This window comes from Stenotrophomonas sp. YJH_SMC_46 (assembly GCF_059370315.1).
Map to the genome: position 1 here is coordinate 152650 of NZ_JCAFTO010000003.1, position 15120 is coordinate 167769.

At 66.6% G+C, this 15120-nt stretch carries 13 protein-coding genes; 5 read left to right on the forward strand and 8 right to left on the reverse strand.

The window, feature by feature from the left end:
• Positions 1-29: 29 nt before the first annotated feature.
• The 3 genes from AC5P8C_RS10125 to AC5P8C_RS10135 all read left to right on the forward strand — a co-directional run bounded on the left by AC5P8C_RS10125 (position 30) and on the right by AC5P8C_RS10135 (position 3706).
• The gene (locus AC5P8C_RS10125; RefSeq protein WP_495218684.1) at positions 30-1622 is read left to right on the forward strand and encodes a M20/M25/M40 family metallo-hydrolase; all 1593 of its coding nucleotides are present in this window, start codon (positions 30-32) and stop codon (positions 1620-1622) included.
• A gap of 154 nt (positions 1623-1776) precedes the next feature.
• Positions 1777-3180, forward strand: coding sequence for a glutamate--tRNA ligase (gene gltX, locus AC5P8C_RS10130; protein WP_019659170.1), 1404 nt, complete (start codon positions 1777-1779; stop codon positions 3178-3180).
• Between the two features lie 34 nt (positions 3181-3214).
• Positions 3215-3706, forward strand: coding sequence for a Fur family transcriptional regulator (locus AC5P8C_RS10135; RefSeq protein ID WP_004150412.1), 492 nt, complete (start codon positions 3215-3217; stop codon positions 3704-3706).
• A 70-nt stretch (positions 3707-3776) separates the two neighbouring features.
• On the opposite strand, the gene AC5P8C_RS10140 is transcribed toward AC5P8C_RS10135, so the two are convergent.
• The 5 genes from AC5P8C_RS10140 to AC5P8C_RS10160 all read right to left on the reverse strand — a co-directional run bounded on the left by AC5P8C_RS10140 (position 3777) and on the right by AC5P8C_RS10160 (position 10204).
• A complete protein-coding gene (locus AC5P8C_RS10140; protein ID WP_495218686.1) occupies positions 3777-4925 on the reverse strand; it encodes an HlyD family secretion protein in 1149 nt (382 codons plus the stop codon).
• Positions 4926-4935: 10 nt separating this feature from the next.
• Positions 4936-6609, reverse strand: a complete 1674-nt coding sequence (locus AC5P8C_RS10145) for an MFS transporter (RefSeq protein ID WP_019659168.1) — start codon at positions 6607-6609, stop codon at positions 4936-4938.
• Complete coding sequence (locus AC5P8C_RS10150) at positions 6609-7175, reverse strand: TetR/AcrR family transcriptional regulator (RefSeq protein ID WP_019659167.1); 567 nt, start codon at positions 7173-7175, stop codon at positions 6609-6611. The genes AC5P8C_RS10145 and AC5P8C_RS10150 overlap by 1 nt, the downstream gene beginning before the upstream one ends.
• 201 nt (positions 7176-7376) lie before the next feature.
• Entirely contained in the window at positions 7377-7826 is a 450-nt protein-coding gene (locus tag AC5P8C_RS10155; protein ID WP_495218688.1) for a hypothetical protein, read from the reverse strand.
• A 170-nt stretch (positions 7827-7996) separates the two neighbouring features.
• Complete coding sequence (locus AC5P8C_RS10160) at positions 7997-10204, reverse strand: TonB-dependent receptor (protein WP_495218689.1); 2208 nt, start codon at positions 10202-10204, stop codon at positions 7997-7999.
• 136 nt (positions 10205-10340) lie between these two features.
• Here AC5P8C_RS10160 and AC5P8C_RS10165 point away from each other — a divergent pair, with 136 nt between their 5' ends.
• Entirely contained in the window at positions 10341-10754 is a 414-nt protein-coding gene (locus AC5P8C_RS10165; protein ID WP_019659164.1) for a MerC domain-containing protein, read from the forward strand.
• Positions 10755-10864: 110 nt separating this feature from the next.
• Entirely contained in the window at positions 10865-11044 is a 180-nt protein-coding gene (locus AC5P8C_RS10170) for a 30S ribosomal protein THX (protein WP_004150462.1), read from the forward strand.
• A 128-nt stretch (positions 11045-11172) separates the two neighbouring features.
• On the opposite strand, the gene AC5P8C_RS10175 is transcribed toward AC5P8C_RS10170, so the two are convergent.
• The 3 genes from AC5P8C_RS10175 to AC5P8C_RS10185 form a co-directional block, all read right to left on the reverse strand.
• Complete coding sequence (locus AC5P8C_RS10175; protein ID WP_019659163.1) at positions 11173-12423, reverse strand: alkaline phosphatase family protein; 1251 nt, start codon at positions 12421-12423, stop codon at positions 11173-11175.
• Positions 12424-12847: 424 nt separating this feature from the next.
• Positions 12848-13339 (reverse strand): methylated-DNA--[protein]-cysteine S-methyltransferase, encoded by a 492-nt coding sequence (locus AC5P8C_RS10180; RefSeq protein WP_021202265.1) that lies wholly within the window; start codon positions 13337-13339, stop codon positions 12848-12850.
• On the reverse strand, positions 13336-14814 hold the full coding sequence (locus tag AC5P8C_RS10185; protein WP_019659161.1) for a DNA-3-methyladenine glycosylase 2: 1479 nt from the start codon (positions 14812-14814) through the stop codon (positions 13336-13338). The genes AC5P8C_RS10180 and AC5P8C_RS10185 overlap by 4 nt, the downstream gene beginning before the upstream one ends.
• Positions 14815-15120: the final 306 nt, after the last annotated feature.

Below are 15120 nucleotides of genomic sequence, written 5' to 3' on the forward strand. Positions count from 1 at the left end.
AAGATCGAGCCGAAGGGCAGGGGTGCGATGTGTTGAAGTGGGGCGTGCTGGCCGCAGCGCTGGTGATGGGTGGCAATGCAGGGGCGCAGCAGCGCGAGACGGTGGACCTGGACATGGTCAGCCGCATCCGCCAGGAGGCCTTCCACCGGTCGCAGGTGATGGACACCTTCAGTTACCTCACCGAACGCATTGGACCGCGGTTGACCAACTCGCCGGCGATGGGCCGCGCCAATGCGTGGACCCGCGGCAAGTTCAACGAATGGAAGCTGGACAACGTCCACGACGAGGCCTTCGATGATTTCGGCCGTGGCTGGGAATTCACCTCGGCGAGCGTGGAAATGCTGGGTGACCGCGTGCAGCCGCTGCATGCGCTGCCCAAGGCCTGGACCCCCGGTACGAAGGGCCCGGTCGAAGGCGAGCTGGTGCAGGTCGACATCAAGAAGCCCGAAGACATAGAGAAGTACCGCGGCAAGCTGCGTGGCAAGATCCTCCTGCTGGGCGAGGCACGCGAATACAAGCGGGGCACCGAGCCCGATTCGCACCGCCACGACGCCACCTCGCTGGAGGGCCTGCAGGAGTTCACCCTGCCCAAGGACAAGAACGCCACCGCCGAGCGCGCCAGGCGGGTCAAGGAATACCAGGAACGCCAGCAGCTGGCGGCCAAGGTCAATGCCTTCTTCGTGGAAGAGGGCGCGCTGGCCTCGATCAGCATCAGCGGCTGGGACAACGGCATCATCCGCGTTGCCGGTGGTGGTTCGCGCAAGGCCGGTGAGTCGGTGGGCATTCCCGAGCTGGCGATGATCAGCGAGCACTTCAATCCGCTGGTACGCGCGCTGGAGGCCAAGCAGACCGTGCGCCTGCGCGTGGATGTGGCCGCACGCTTCACCGACGAGGCCGACCAGCCCGGCTACAACACGCTGGCCGAGATCCGTGGCAGCAGCAAGCCCGATGAAGTGGTGATGATCGGCGCGCACCTGGATTCCTGGCACAGCGGCACCGGTGCGGCCGACAACGCCGCCGGCGTGGCGGTGATGATGGAGGCGATGCGCATCCTCAAGGCCACCGGCGCCAAGCCCAGGCGCACCATCCGCGTGGCGCTGTGGAGCGGCGAGGAGCAGGGCCTGATCGGCTCGCAGGCCTATGTGGCCAAGCACTTCGGCAAGTTCCCGGAGCCGACCGACCCGGCGCAGAAGGCGCTGCCGGCGTCGCTGCGCGAGCCGACCGGCGCACTGCAGAAGACCCGCGACTACGGCAAGTTCCAGGTCTACTTCAACATGGACAACGGCTCGGGCCGCTTCCGTGGCATCTACGCTCAGGAGAACCTGGCGGCCATGCCCATCTTCGAAGCCTGGCTGGCGCCGTTCCATGACGTGGGCGCCACCACCGTGGCCACCCGCAACACTGGCAGCACCGACCACATCAGCTTCGACCGCATCGGCCTGCCGGGCTTCCAGTTCATCCAGGACCGGCTGGACTACTTCACCAATGTCCACCACAGCCACCTGGACACCTGGGACCACGCCGAACCGGAAGACCTGAAGCAGGCCGCTGCCATCGTCGCCTCATTCGCCTACAACGCCGCGATGCGCGAGCAGCCGTTCCCGCGCAAGGTGGAACCGTAAAAGGGGACGGAGGGGATTAAGTCGCATCTCCCCTCCGTTTCCCGGTTGCAGTGCCCACGGGCTGGGCGATCGCGACTTAATCCCCTCCGTCCCCTTTTTCCGTCGGGGGCGGCGGGCTGGTAAAATCGGGGGATTCCCGTTCCTCGAGCCGTCCATGACCTGCCGCACCCGCTTCGCCCCCAGTCCCACCGGCTACCTCCACATCGGTGGTGCCCGCACCGCGCTGTACTGCTGGCTGGAGGCCCGCCACCGTGGCGGCGAGTTCGTGCTGCGCATCGAGGACACCGACCGTGAACGCAGCACCCAGGGTGCGATCGACGCCATCCTGGAGGCGATGGAGTGGCTGGGCCTGGACTATGACGAAGGCCCGATCTACCAGACCGACCGCGTTGCCCGTTACCAGGAAGTGGCCGAGCAGCTGATCGCCGAGGGCAAGGCGTACTACGCCTACGAGACCCGCGAAGAGCTGGACGCGATGCGCGAGGCTGCCATGGCCAGGCAGGAGAAGCCGCGCTACAACGGCGCTGCGCGCGATCTGGGCCTGCCCTACAGGGACGACCCGAACCGCGTCATCCGCTTCAAGAATCCGCTGGAAGGCACGGTGGTGTTCGACGACCTGATCAAGGGCCGCATCGAGATCGCCAACAGCGAGCTGGATGACATGGTGATCTTCCGCCCGGACGGCTACCCCACCTACAACTTCGCGGTGGTGGTGGACGACTGGGACATGGGAATCACCGAGGTCATCCGCGGCGACGACCACATCAACAACACCCCGCGCCAGATCAACCTGTACGAAGGCATTGGTGCGCCGGTGCCGAAGTTCGGCCACATGCCGATGATCCTGGACGAGCAGGGCGCCAAGTTGTCCAAGCGCACCGGCGCGGCCGACGTGATGCAGTACAAGGACGCCGGCTACCTGCCCGATGCGCTGCTGAGCTACCTGGCCCGTCTCGGCTGGTCGCACGGTGACCAGGAGCTGTTCAGCCGCCAGGAGCTGATCGAGCTGTTCGACGTGAAGGACTGCAACTCCAAGGCCTCGCGACTGGACATGGCCAAGCTGGGCTGGGTCAACCAGCACTTCCTGAAGACCGAGGATGTGGCCGCGATCGTGCCGCACCTGGTCTACCAGCTGCAGAAGCTGGGGCTGGACGTGGCTGCCGGACCGGCACCGGAGGACGTGGTGATCGCCCTGCGTGAACGCGTGCAGACCCTGAAGGAAATGGCCGAAAAGGCCGTGGTCTGGTACCAGCCGCTGACCGAGTACGATGACGCGGCGGTGGCCAAGCACTTCAAGGCCGGTGCCGAGGTGGCGCTGGGCAAGGCCCGCGAGCTGCTGGCAGCCCTGCCGGAATGGACCGCCGAATCGGTGGGCGTGGCCCTGCATGACGCGGCCGCAGCGCTGGAGATCGGCATGGGCAAGGTCGCCCAGCCGCTGCGCGTGGCCATCACCGGCACCCAAGTCAGCCCTGACATTTCCCATACCGTGTACCTGGCCGGCCGCGAGCAGGCCTTGAAACGCATTGATGTGGCCATCACCAAGGTAGCAACGGCCTGAGGCATCCTTGCCAGGCCCGAACCGGAGAACACGCATGCCCGCCAAGACCGCCACTGCCTGTACGGCCCCGCACCACCACGTCCACGATGCATCGGATTTTGTGGCGGTGGTCGAGCGCGTCTCGCGCGAACGCGGGCTGCGCCTGACCCCGATCCGCGCCAATGTGCTGAAGCTGATCGCCGAGGCCGGCAAGCCGGTCAAGGCCTACGAGCTGCTGGAATGGGTGCGCAACGGCAAGGGCGTGGGCGCTGATGCCCCGCCCACCGTGTACCGCGCGCTGGATTTCCTGATGGCCAATGGCTTCGTGCACAAGCTGGAGTCGGTCAATGCCTTCGTGGCCTGCCACCATCCCAGCAGCGCCGCGCATTCGGTGCCGTTCCTGATCTGCAACAGCTGCCACAGCGCGGTGGAGCTGGAAGACCGCGAAATCGTCACCCAGCTGGAGAAGCGCGCCAAGGAGCTGGGTTTCCAGCCGCAGGCGCAGACTCTGGAAGTGCACGGCCTCTGCGCGCGCTGCGCGGGCTGAGCAATGGGTCCTGGGGTCAGATCCCTTTTGCCTTGGCAAAAGGGATCTGACCCCCGTTTCATGACAAACGCTAGTCCATCGGCTTGCTTGCGGTATCCACCCGCACGATCACCGACATGCCGGGCCGCAGTTGTGCCGCCAGCTTCTGGCCCTCGTTGATCGAAATCCGTACCGGCAGCCGCTGCACCACCTTGGTGAAGTTGCCGCTGGCATTGTCCGGGCGCAGCACGCTGAATTCCGAACCGGTAGCCGGCGCGATCTCCTGCACGCGGCCCCGCAGCACCTGCCCCTGGAACGCGTCCACCGAGAACGTGGCCGGCTGGCCGATCGCCATGCCCCAGGTCTGGCCTTCCTTGTAGTTGGCCACCACCCACAACGTGTCAGGTACCAAAAACAGCAGCTGCGAGCCGGCAGCGACGTACTGGCCCACGCGCACGCTGGCCTCGCTGATCTGGCCGTCGCGCGGTGCGTGGATCACCGTGTTGGCCAGATCGATGCGGGCCAGTTCCAGCTGCGCCTGCGCGCTCTCCACCTGCGCCTCCAGGCTCTTGCGCGCCACCTGGGTCGATACCAGGGTTTCCTCGGCAATGCGGATTTGCGCCTGTGACTGCTGGACGCTGGCCTGTGCCGACGCCTGGGTGGTGCGGAACTTGTCGCGGTCGTTGACTGACACCAGTTGCTGCGCGGCCAGCTCCTCGTAGCGCTTCAGCTCGTTGCGTGAGCGTTGCAGCTCCGCCTGGCCGGCCGACAATGTGGCGTGTGCGGAGGCGATCTGCGCACGGTTCTGCGCCTGCGACTGGTCCGAGTTGGCCAACGCCGCGCGTGCGCTGTCCAGCGTCGCCTGCGCCTGGGCGACGCGCTGCGCGTAGATGCGGTCATCGATGCGCAGCAGCGGCTCGCCCTGCTTCACGTGCTGGAAGTCCTTCACCAGCACTTCGGTCACGTAGCCGTTCACCTGCGGCGCCATCACCGTGATTTGCCCGCGTACATAGGCGTTGTCGGTCACCATCACGCTGCTGGTGAATGGCCACAGGTGCCAGGCGCGCAGGATCAGCGCAATGCCCAGCAGGGCGACCACCACCATCACCACTACGCTGCGCACGCTGGGCTTGAGGTACTTCGGCGCGACCGCCGGCTCAACGGGCGTGGGCGCAGGTGCCGCGTCGGTCGGCGGCGGAGGGGTCACGTTGTCGTCGGGTCGGGGCGGGACGGGAGGCATGGCGGAGGACTCAGCGGGGCGCGGCCGGCGTGGCCGCAGCGGGGGAAGTGGGGTGGCGCTTGCGCCATTGCTTGAGCACCGCGGTGCGCAGCGACAGCAGCAGCAACCAGCACAGGAAGCCGATGGCCAGCCAACCGCTCAATGTGAACACATCATTGAATCCACGCACGTTGGCTTCGCGGCGAGTGGTCTGCGCCAGCTGCGCGCTGCCCTGCGAACTGCGCAGCACCGGGTCGGTGATCTGTGCGCTGTACAGCTGCTGCTGGATGCGCAGGCGTTGTGCCACCACCGGGTCGGCCGGGTCGAGCTGGCTGGTCAATGCGCTGGAGTACAACTGCTCGCGATGCAGCTGGAAGGTGCCCAGCACCGCCGAGCCGGCCAGGCCACCCAGCGTCTGGGTGATCGACAGCGTCACCAGGAAGGTGATCATGTGATCCACGCCCTGTTTCAACGCGGCAGAGATGCCGAGCATGATCAGCGGGCCCATGAACATACCGGCACCGACCGAGGCCAGGAACTGGCTGGCGTAGAAGTCGTGCGGCCGATCCATGCTGGTGCGGTGCTGGTCGAAGAACGCGGCGGCGCCCAGCAGCAGGATCGCCATCAGCAGCTGGGGGATCAGCCGCTTCGGGCCGAAGGTCAGCGATGCACCGGCGATGCCGGTGACCACGCCCGCCAGGATCACCACGAACAGCGGGCGCATCTGGTCAGGCCCCATGCCCAGCGTGCGCATCAGGTTGACCACGCCGTAGGACTGCTCGGTGGTGAGGAAGCGGATCAGGAACGCACCGACGATGAAGTGCAGTACCGGCAGCGTCGACAGCCAGCGGATCTGCAGCAGCGGATTGCGCCGGTAGTGCTCGATGATGAAGGCGGTGGTGGACAGCACGATCGAGGCGACCAGTGACCAGCCCAGCCATGGTGTGTTGAGCCACCAGCGGGTGTAGCCCTGCGCCAGCACGATCACCAGCAGGGCGACGGCCGGTGCGAGCAGGGCGAACGTGAGGAAGTCCAGCGGCTCGAACGCCTTCACCTGGATGCCGGGCGGCAGCTTCAACACTACCACTGCCGCGAACGCGCACAGTGCCAGCCCGGCCTCAAACGAGTAGAGCTGGTGCCACTGGCCGGTATCGACCAGGCCAGGCGACACGATCCAGGCGATCGGCACCGCCAGCTGCGAGAGGCCGACACCGACCACCAGCAGATTGCCGGTGAAGCGCCGCGGCAGCGCCTGCAGCATGTACAGCGTGCCCAAGGTCGAACAGGCCGCGCCGGCGAAGCCGCTGGCGGCTCGGGTCAGCATCGTGGTCTCGAAGCTGCCGACGAACAGGTGCAGGACCGCCAACGCCGCGTACAGGCCCAGCCCGATTTCGGCGAACAGGCGGATGCCGTATTGCTGGCGGAACTTGAAGGCCAACAGGTTGGCGGTGACGTTGACCATCGCATAGGCCGCTACCAGCCAGCTGCCCTGGGTCGGGGTCAGCGCCAGCTGGCCCTGCAGGAACGGCAGGTTGGCGGTAACCAGCGCATTGCCGAGGCCGCCGGTGATCGCCACCAGCAACGATACCAGCGCATAGGCCGCACGCCGGTACGGCGGGTGCCAGGGCATCGACGCCGAGCCGGGCATGGTCGGCTTCTCATGTTCCTCCCAATCCGGAACCGGCTTCAGATACGGCTGGACCATCAACGGGCCTCGCTGGCAGCTCCCTGGAGACCCCCACGCAACAGTTGCAGGGCGCGCCCGGCCAACTGGGCGCGCTCGTCGCGGGTCTTGCCGCGCAGGGCCGCACCCAGCATGCCCGAGATCAGTGAAATATCCGTCTTTTCCAGGTCGGCACGGCACAGTCCGGCGGCCTTGGCGCGCGCGATCGGTTCCTCCAGCAGGTCGCGCACGGTCTCGCGCGCAGCGCGCATGGACGGCACGTCCGAATCGACCGCACGCCAGTAATCGGCTAGCGCTGGCGAATCGATGATGCGCTGGGCCATGCCCTCGAACACCTCGAACAGGGCGTCGTCGCGGTCACCGAGCTGTTCGACCTGGCGCCGGATGCGGTCGACCGTGCGCTGCAGCAGCGCCTGGATCAGTGCGGTGCGGTCGGGGAAGTTGCGGTACAGGGTGGCGCGGCCCACCTGGGCACGTTCGACCACCAGGTCCAGCGGGGCGGTGACGCCATGTTGGCCGAACACATGATCGGCGGCATCGAGGATGAGGGCACGGCGGGCAGCAGCATCGGCACGTTGAGCGGTCATGGATTGATTTTCGGACAAGATTGTCCGTTTGGCGAGACAGTGAGTGACGGGATTGTCCGGTTGTTGTCGTACGCACACCTTTGTGACGGATGTGTGATGGCGTCGCATCGATATGCAGGAACCCCATGGCTCCCGGAGGGGGCAGTAGATCCACGCCATGCGTGGATGAGTATCTGGAACGGATGGGAGCTGGCTAGCGGCTCACTGATCCACCTTTCCAGTTTTCTTCCTGCTCTTGATGAAATCAATGAACCCCTTCTTATGGCCCTCAAAGACACGACGGCCGTACTTCCGGTACTGCGGTTCAAATAGTGTGTAGGCCCCATCCAGGTCTCCGGACTCGAACTGGATGGTAGCGGCGAGTTCGTCCATGTACTCGGTCGCGCCTTCGCCCTCTCCATAGATGCCTCTGGCGACCATCGCCCACGCTCTGGCCTTCTCAAACTGAGCGGTATCGCGATAGAAGACAGCTATTCCATACGATGTAATCTGGCCGTAGTCATAAGCAGACTTCGGCTCCGGAATCATGTCCCAGCTTTCAAGGAAGCAATGCTCTGCCTCCGCAATATCGCCGGCCAGCCAAGCGGTTCTGCCGCGCTTGGCAATTGCAAGGAAGCTTTCTTCCAGTTCGGCATCGAGACTCAGGGCCATGCAAATGTTTCCGCTCAGTTTGTCTATTGGATTGACACCGGGCTGAGTCTAGTCGTGTAGCAGATGGTGATGCGTCGGTAGTGCGCCGCTTCCACCAGTTCATGCCATATGCGACAAAGAAAAGGGGGCCTTTCGGCCCCCTCAGGTAATGTTCCGACGGCGTAGGCCGATCAGAAGAACGCGCGGATGCCGAATGCGACGCCACGGCCCGGCAGTGGCGAGTAGTCGCGCAGCAGCGAGGTATGCGGACGCACTTCGCGGTTGGTCAGGTTGCTGCCATCCAGGAACACCTCGTAGCTGTTGCTGGCGTTGCGGTCCCAACGATAGGCCAGGTGTGCATCGACCAAGGTGTAGCCGTCGCTCGGGGCTTCGTTCTGGGCGACATCCTTCTGGCGGCTGTAGCGCACCGCACCGACCGAGGCACGCCAGCCATCCTTCGACCAGCGCAGGTCGGCGCCGACGCGGGCCGGGGCAATACGCGGCAGGTAGCCGGTGTTGGCCAGTTCCACGTTGTAATTGTGGTTGTGGTCGCCGTGCGGCACGGCGATGTCGAGGTTGCGGCTGCCGCTGCCATCCAGCTTGGCCTTCACGTAGTCACCGAACAGGCGCAGATCCCAGTCACCGGCGCCACCCTCGAACAGGTGCACCAGCGCTTCGGCCTCGGCACCGCGGAACACCGCGTCCTGCTGGGTCCAGGCGCGGACCGGCAGGCCTTCGGTAACACCGGTGTCGGCCAGGTAGATGAAGTCCTTGAACCTGGTCTGGTAGACCGACGCGGAGAAGTCCAGGCGCTCACTGTGAGTGTGGATACCCAGTTCCACGCGCTGGCCGCGCTCGGTCTTCAGGTTGGCGTCGCCGATCTCCAGCGAACGGGTGGCGATGTGGGCGCCGGCGGCATACAGCTCCTCGTTGGTGGGTGCACGCTCGGAGCTGTCCACGCCGATACGCAGGTCAACGGCGTCGTTGAGCTTCCAGATGCCGGCGGCAGACAGGTTGGTGGCGCCGAACGTGCGGCGCCGGTAATCACCGGTCGGGTCCAGCTTGACCTGGTCGTGGCGGCCGCCCAGTTCCAGCTTCAACGGTCCGAACTGCTTTTCCTGCAGCACGAACAGGCCGATGTTCTTCGTGCCTGTATCCGGAACGAACGCCTCTTCGCCCTTGGCACCGAAATCACTGTTGCCGAACTGCAGGCCGAAGGCACCGTCCCAGCCACCGATCTGCTGCTGCACCGCTTCCAGGCGCGCTTCGATGCCACGGTTGGTGAAGCGGGTCGACGGCGTGCCGGCCTCCAGCTCCACGTGCTCGTAGTCGGTATAGGCCACGCGTGCGTTGATGTTCTTCAGGAACGAGACCGGGTCATAGATGCCGGCCTTGGTCTCGAAGCGGTTCTGCACCATGTCGATGCGCACGTCATGCTCGTCACCGCCTTCCTCTTCGTCGCCATGGTCGTGGCCGTGGTCATGGCCGTGATCGTCGCCATCGGCGTGCACGTGTGCGCCGTTGGGAATGCCGTAGTTGGTGCGGTAGGTGCTGGCCGACACGCCGAAGTAGCCGCCTTCGCCCAGCCAGGTCGCACCGACGCCACCGGCGCGGGTGCGGATCGAGCTGTTGTCGAGGCGGCCGCGACGCGGCTCTTCGCCTTCCTCGCCCGCGTGGTCATGGTCGTGGTCGTCATGGTGGTCTTCCAGGCTGTCGATCACCGCGTAGCCAGGGATACGGTAGTCGTCGCCATTGCGCACCAGGCCGTCCACATGAAGCACGACATTGCCGCTGACGCCATCGAGGCGGAACATGCCGCTGCGCTCGTTGTTCACCGAATTGCCGCGCAGTTCGGCGCGGCCGCTGAGCGGCCGCTCCGGCAGCTCCCGTGCGATGCGGCCATCGACCACGTTGACCGCACCACCGATGGCACCGCTGCCGAACAGCAGCGTGGCCGGGCCCTTCAGCACTTCGATCTGGTCGGCCAGGAACGGCTCGATGCTGGTGGCGTGGTCGGCACTGACGGTAGAGGCATCCATGTTGCCCATGCCGTTGGACAGCACGGCCACACGCGGGCCTTCCTGGCCGCGGATGATCGGGCGGCCGACGCCGGGCCCGAAGAAGGTGCTCTGTACGCCGGGCAGCTTGGCCACGGTATCGCCGAGGGTGCCGGCCTTCTGCTCGTCCAGGCGGTCACCGGCCAGAACCTCCACCGGGCGGGCCAGCGATTCGGCATCGCCCTGCAGTGGCGACGCGGTGACCTGCACCGACGACAGTTCAGTCAGGTGGCGGTCACGATGGGAATCGTCTTCGCTGGCGGCGAAGGCAACGGTCGGAAGCAGGGCGGCGAGGGCCAGGGCCAGGGAATGCGGCTTGAGCCGTGGGGTGTGGGCAGGCATGGATCGGTCCTTTGTTACAATGTATCAATCGCAGGGCGCACGAATCCCGCCGATGGGAGAGGGGGAGGGGAAACCGTGCGGTTCGGGGATGGATGTTATATTATTCCATAACGATTCGCCGACCCTGCTGGAAGTCATGTCCCTGTCCTCACGCCTGCGCCATCTGCTCGACCGTTTCGGCGCTACCGGTTCGATGCTGTGCGCGGTGCACTGCGCGGTGATTCCCGTACTGCTGGCGGCGGCGCCTTCGCTGGGCCTGTCGTTCTGGCTGGGCGATGGCGTGGAGCAGGCGCTGGTGGTGTTCGTGACCCTGCTCGGGCTGTTCAGCCTGGTATGGGGCTACCGCCGCCACGGCGCGCTGCGCGCGCTGGGCTTCCTGATTCCCGGCCTGGTGGCGTTGTGGGCCGGCGTGCTGTACGACCCGTTGCACCACAATGCGGTGCCGCACGCGGTGGTGATGACCGTCGGCGGCCTGCTGGTGGGTGTGGCCCATCTGGTCAACCTGCGCCTCAACCACGGTCACGTGCACGACGCCAGCTGCGCGCACTAGGCGCTCCATGGTAGGATTTTCGATCGTGCGCGGGGGCGCCCAGCAAGGCGGCCCCGCCGAACCCGTGTCAGTACGGGGTAACCAGATTTCACACTTGAGGAGTTGAAGACATGGGTAAGGGTGACCGCAAGACCGCCAAGGGCAAGCGCTACAACGCCAGCTACGGCAACGCCCGTTCGCACACCGCGAGCAAGGTCGCCGTAGGCGCCGCCGCCCCGGTTGCCAAGAAGACCGTGGCCAAGGCTCCGGCGAAGAAGGCTGTGGCGAAGAAGGCCGTCGCCAAGGCCTGATCCGGCCGACCGACCGGTCCAAAGAAAAACGCGGCGCCTGGCGCCGCGTTTTTTTTATGCACGTTCTTGTAGAGCCGAGCCCATGCTCGGCGCAATGCAGCCGAGCGTGGCTCGGCTCTACAATCGGATCAGCGCAGGGTCTTCTTCAGCGTTTCCGGATTTCCGTCGTTCGGCGCGGCCGGCACCTGCAGCAGGTGCGCCAGCAGCGGGTAGACGTCGACATTGTCGAAGCCATCGATCACCAAACCCTGTCGGAATGACGGGCCGCTGGCCACGAACACGGCACGCATGGAGGGCAGGGCATTGTCGTAGCCATGCGAGCCGCGATCCTGATGGTCGCGCTTGGCGATCTTCTCCTGGTGCAGGGCATCCCAGCCTTCATCCATGACACAGACGATGGCCGGAACCCGCGGATGCGTGCCGTAGTGCCAGCGTGCCGGCAGGTTCTCCTTCTTCCAGCACTGATAGTGCCCGTGGCGTCCGAGCAGGGCGCGTTCGGCTTCCGCTTCGCGGCCGGCGACCGGCGCAAAACCCACCGACTGGCCCTGGCTGACATTGCGCGCGATGGCCGGGTCGGCCATCGACTCGGTGGAGATCACCTGGCCGACCGGCACGCTGGCCATGCCATGGTCAGAGACCACGATCACGTTGGTGGTCGCGGCCAGGCCGCGCTGCTGCAGCCCATCGAGCACCTGGCCGACGATCTGGTCGGCGCGCACGATGGCGTCGGCATACTGCTTCGACTCGGGGCCGTAGTTGTGGCCGGCCTTGTCCACGTGTTCCATGTACAGCGTGGTGAGGCGCGGTGCATCAGCATCGGTCTGCGCCAGCCAGTCGAGCACGATGCCGGCCCGCTGTTCCAGCGGTTGCTTGCCGTCGTACACGCGCCACTTGCTGGGGCGCACGCCGCGGATTTCAGACTCACTGCCCGGCCACGCCGTGGTGGCCGAACGTACGCCAGCGTTCTCGGCACTGACCCAGATCGGTTCGCCACCCCACCAGCCGCTGGTGGTGACCGCGTCGCGGTTGCTCAGTTCGAAACGGCCCAGGGTTGCATCGTCCATGCTGTTGTTGACGATGCCGTGGTGGTCCGGACGCAGGCCGGTGACGATGGTGTAGTGGTTGGGGAAGGTCAGCGACGGATAGGACGGCGTCATCCAGCGTGCACGCACGCCGCCGTCGATCAGTCGCTGCAGGTTCGGGGTCAGGCCGCGGTCCAGCGCGTCGGCACGCAGGCCATCGATGGAGATCAGCAGCAGCTTGGGCGGCGCAGCCGCAGCGACGGGTGTGGGAACGGAGGCGGAAGGGGCGGGCGCGGTGGTGCAGGCGGCCAATGGCAGCAGCAGCGCCAGCGCGCAGGTCAGGCGTACGGAAGTCATCCGCGCATGATAGTGCGAGGTAATGACGCGCCCAAGACACGGCGCACTATTGCGCGCCGTGTCCGCGCATTTTTCCTTATCCCCGCGCCTGTCGGCGCGCCCCCTTCAACAGGAAGGGGGCTTTCTCCAGACATGTCCCTGATGCTTCCATCCACGCATGGGGTGGATCTACCGTGTCGACCAAGGTCGACACCTACCAACAGTTGCGCAGAATGACGTTCGGACAGATCGCCGGAACCTGTCGAAGGCGGGGTGGGTCCGGTTGCGGGGGCGTCCGCGGCATGGATGCCGCGGCCAAGCCCCCATGGACGGGTTGACGGCGTCCCCCGCAGCCGGACCCACCACGCCATGCCTCGGAACGCTGCTGTTGCTTCGGCCGTTGCGGTTGCCTCTGCGGGTGCCGGGCGCAGCCCGGCCAGCCCTCTCAGGCGAACAGCGGGGCCTGGCGTTGTTCCAGCCGCAGCAGCGCCGCCTTGGTTTCCAGGCCGCCGCCGAAACCGGTCAGTGCGCCGTTGCTGCCGATCACGCGGTGGCAGGGCAGGATGATCGGCAGCGGGTTGCGCCCGTTGGCTGCACCGACCGCACGGGTCGCGCTGGGTTGGCCCAGGTGCTGCGCTAGCTGCAGGTAGCTCCAGGTCTGGCCGAACGGAATCAACGCCAGCGCCTGCCACACACGCAGCTGGAACGGCGTGCCGCGTGGTGCCAGCACAAGGTCGAAGCTGCTGCGTTCGCCGTGCAGGAACTGCAGCAGTTGCTCGCGCGCTTCCGGCAGCGCATCCGGTGCGTAGTGCCAGTCATCGCGCCCGCGTGCCGGATGGCGGTTCTCGGGGAAAAGCACATGTGACAGGCCACGTTCGTCACCGGCGATGGTCAACACGCCGATCGGGCTGTCGAAACGGTCGAACAACAGGGTCATGTCGGTTCTCCAACGAACGTGCCGGACAGGTGCCACAGGTGCAGCACCGCGTAGGCGCGCCACGGCCGCCACGGTTGCGAGCGCGCTTCGGTTGCACGTTCGCTCAGGCGCTGGCCCTGCGCGTGGCCGAGCACCTGCTGCAGTACAAGATCGCCGGCCGGGAACGCATCGGGCTGGCCGAGCCCGCGCAGGGCGATGTACTGCGCCGTCCACGGGCCGATGCCGGGCAGCGCGACGCAGCGCGCAACGAATTCCTCCAATGCCTGCCCGGGCGCGAAGTCGAGCTGGCCGCTGGCGCAGGCGGCCGCCAGCGCACGCACGGTGGCGGCGCGGCTGCGCGGCAGGCCGATCGATTCCAGGGGCGCTTCGGCCAGCACCTCGGGCGCCGGGAACTGGCGATCGAATTCCGATGGCATGCCCGGCAGGTGCGCGCCATAGGCGTCGACCAGGCGCCGCGCGAAGGTGGTGGCTGCGGCCACACTGACCTGCTGTCCGAGCACGGCGCGTACGCCCACCTCGAAGCCATCCCAGCCGCCGGGTACGCGCAGCCCGGGGCGTTCGGCGATACCGCGCGCCAGCAAGGGTTCTTCGCTCAGCGCGGCGTGCACCTGCTGCAGGTCCGCGTCCAGATCGAATACGCGGCGCACGCGGCGCACGATGTCCGGAATCAGACGCGGATCGACCGCGCCCAGCTGCAGGCGCAACTCCGGGCGCTTCGGGTCGGCGGTGACCCGCAGCAGGGTGGGGCGTTCGGGCGTGCCCAGCACACGCTGGTAGCTGTCTTCGCCGATCAGTTCGATGCCAGGCAGGCTGCGTTTGCGCAGGAAGGCCAGCATGCGCGGGAAGTCCAGCGGCGGGCGATACACCAGGCGCAGCACCAGGCCGCCGTCATCGGCGGCCAGCGGCTGGTGCTGGCGACGCAGCGCCGTCGGTGCCATGCCGCAACCCTGCAGGAAGGCGGTGTTGAAGCGGCGCAGGCTGTTGTAGCCGGCGGCCAGCGCAACGTCGGTCACCGGCAGCGTGGTCTCGGTCAGCAGTTGCTTGGCCAGCAGCAGGCGATGGGTGGCGTGGATCTGCGCCGGCGTCGCGCCCAGGTGTTCAACGAACAGGCGCTGCAGCTGGCGCGCGCTCAGGCCGATCTTCTGCGCGAGGTCCGCGACGGGCTGCTCCTGAAGGAAGCCGCCATGGATCAGGGCGAGTGCGCGCTGCACGGTCTGCCCGGCCAATGCCTGCTGGGCCTGCGGTGCCAGTTCAGGACGGCAGCGCAGGCACGGGCGGTAGCCGGCAGCTGCGGCCGCAGCGGCGGTGGGGTAGTAGGTGATGTTGCGCGGCTTCGGTGGCGGTGCCGGGCACACCGGGCGGCAGTAGATGCCGGTGCTGCGCACGGCGGTGAAGAACACGCCGTCGAAGCGCGCGTCGCGGGCCAGGCGGGCACGGTCGCAGGCGGCGGTGTCGAGGGCGAGGGCGGTATCCATGGCGCCAGTCTAGGCGTGTGCGGCTGGAGATACTCGCCACATTCGGACATGGATGCTGAAGAGGGTTGGGCAGGGCTGCGCCCTGCACCCGCAGAGGCAACAGCAACAGCAGGCTTCCTGCGGGAGGGCGGGGTGGGGCCGGTGGCAGGGGGCGCTGCAAGTACGTCCCTGTAGCTCGGTCGCGCCATCCATGGCGCTCACGCCCCTGCCACCGGACCCCCCCGCCTTCGACAGTTCCCCGCGGCCTGCCGGAACGGCATCCCGCTCTGGGTGTCGACCTTGGTCGACACGGTAGATCCACGCCAT

What these genes read in the sequence shown, in the direction of transcription:
- AC5P8C_RS10145 (WP_019659168.1), bottom strand. Translation starts at nt 6,609, where the DNA reads ATGGTCCAGCCGTATCTGAAGCCGGTTCCGGATTGGGAGGAACATGAG.
- AC5P8C_RS10175 (WP_019659163.1), bottom strand. Translation starts at nt 12,423, where the DNA reads ATGACTTCCGTACGCCTGACCTGCGCGCTGGCGCTGCTGCTGCCATTG.
- AC5P8C_RS10185 (WP_019659161.1), bottom strand. Translation starts at nt 14,814, where the DNA reads ATGGATACCGCCCTCGCCCTCGACACCGCCGCCTGCGACCGTGCCCGC.
- AC5P8C_RS10165 (WP_019659164.1), top strand. Translation starts at nt 10,341, where the DNA reads ATGTCCCTGTCCTCACGCCTGCGCCATCTGCTCGACCGTTTCGGCGCT.
- AC5P8C_RS10180 (WP_021202265.1), bottom strand. Translation starts at nt 13,339, where the DNA reads ATGACCCTGTTGTTCGACCGTTTCGACAGCCCGATCGGCGTGTTGACC.
- AC5P8C_RS10140 (WP_495218686.1), bottom strand. Translation starts at nt 4,925, where the DNA reads ATGCCTCCCGTCCCGCCCCGACCCGACGACAACGTGACCCCTCCGCCG.
- AC5P8C_RS10155 (WP_495218688.1), bottom strand. Translation starts at nt 7,826, where the DNA reads ATGGCCCTGAGTCTCGATGCCGAACTGGAAGAAAGCTTCCTTGCAATT.
- gltX (WP_019659170.1), top strand. Translation starts at nt 1,777, where the DNA reads ATGACCTGCCGCACCCGCTTCGCCCCCAGTCCCACCGGCTACCTCCAC.
- AC5P8C_RS10170 (WP_004150462.1), top strand. Translation starts at nt 10,865, where the DNA reads ATGGGTAAGGGTGACCGCAAGACCGCCAAGGGCAAGCGCTACAACGCC.
- AC5P8C_RS10135 (WP_004150412.1), top strand. Translation starts at nt 3,215, where the DNA reads ATGCCCGCCAAGACCGCCACTGCCTGTACGGCCCCGCACCACCACGTC.
- AC5P8C_RS10160 (WP_495218689.1), bottom strand. Translation starts at nt 10,204, where the DNA reads ATGCCTGCCCACACCCCACGGCTCAAGCCGCATTCCCTGGCCCTGGCC.
- AC5P8C_RS10150 (WP_019659167.1), bottom strand. Translation starts at nt 7,175, where the DNA reads ATGACCGCTCAACGTGCCGATGCTGCTGCCCGCCGTGCCCTCATCCTC.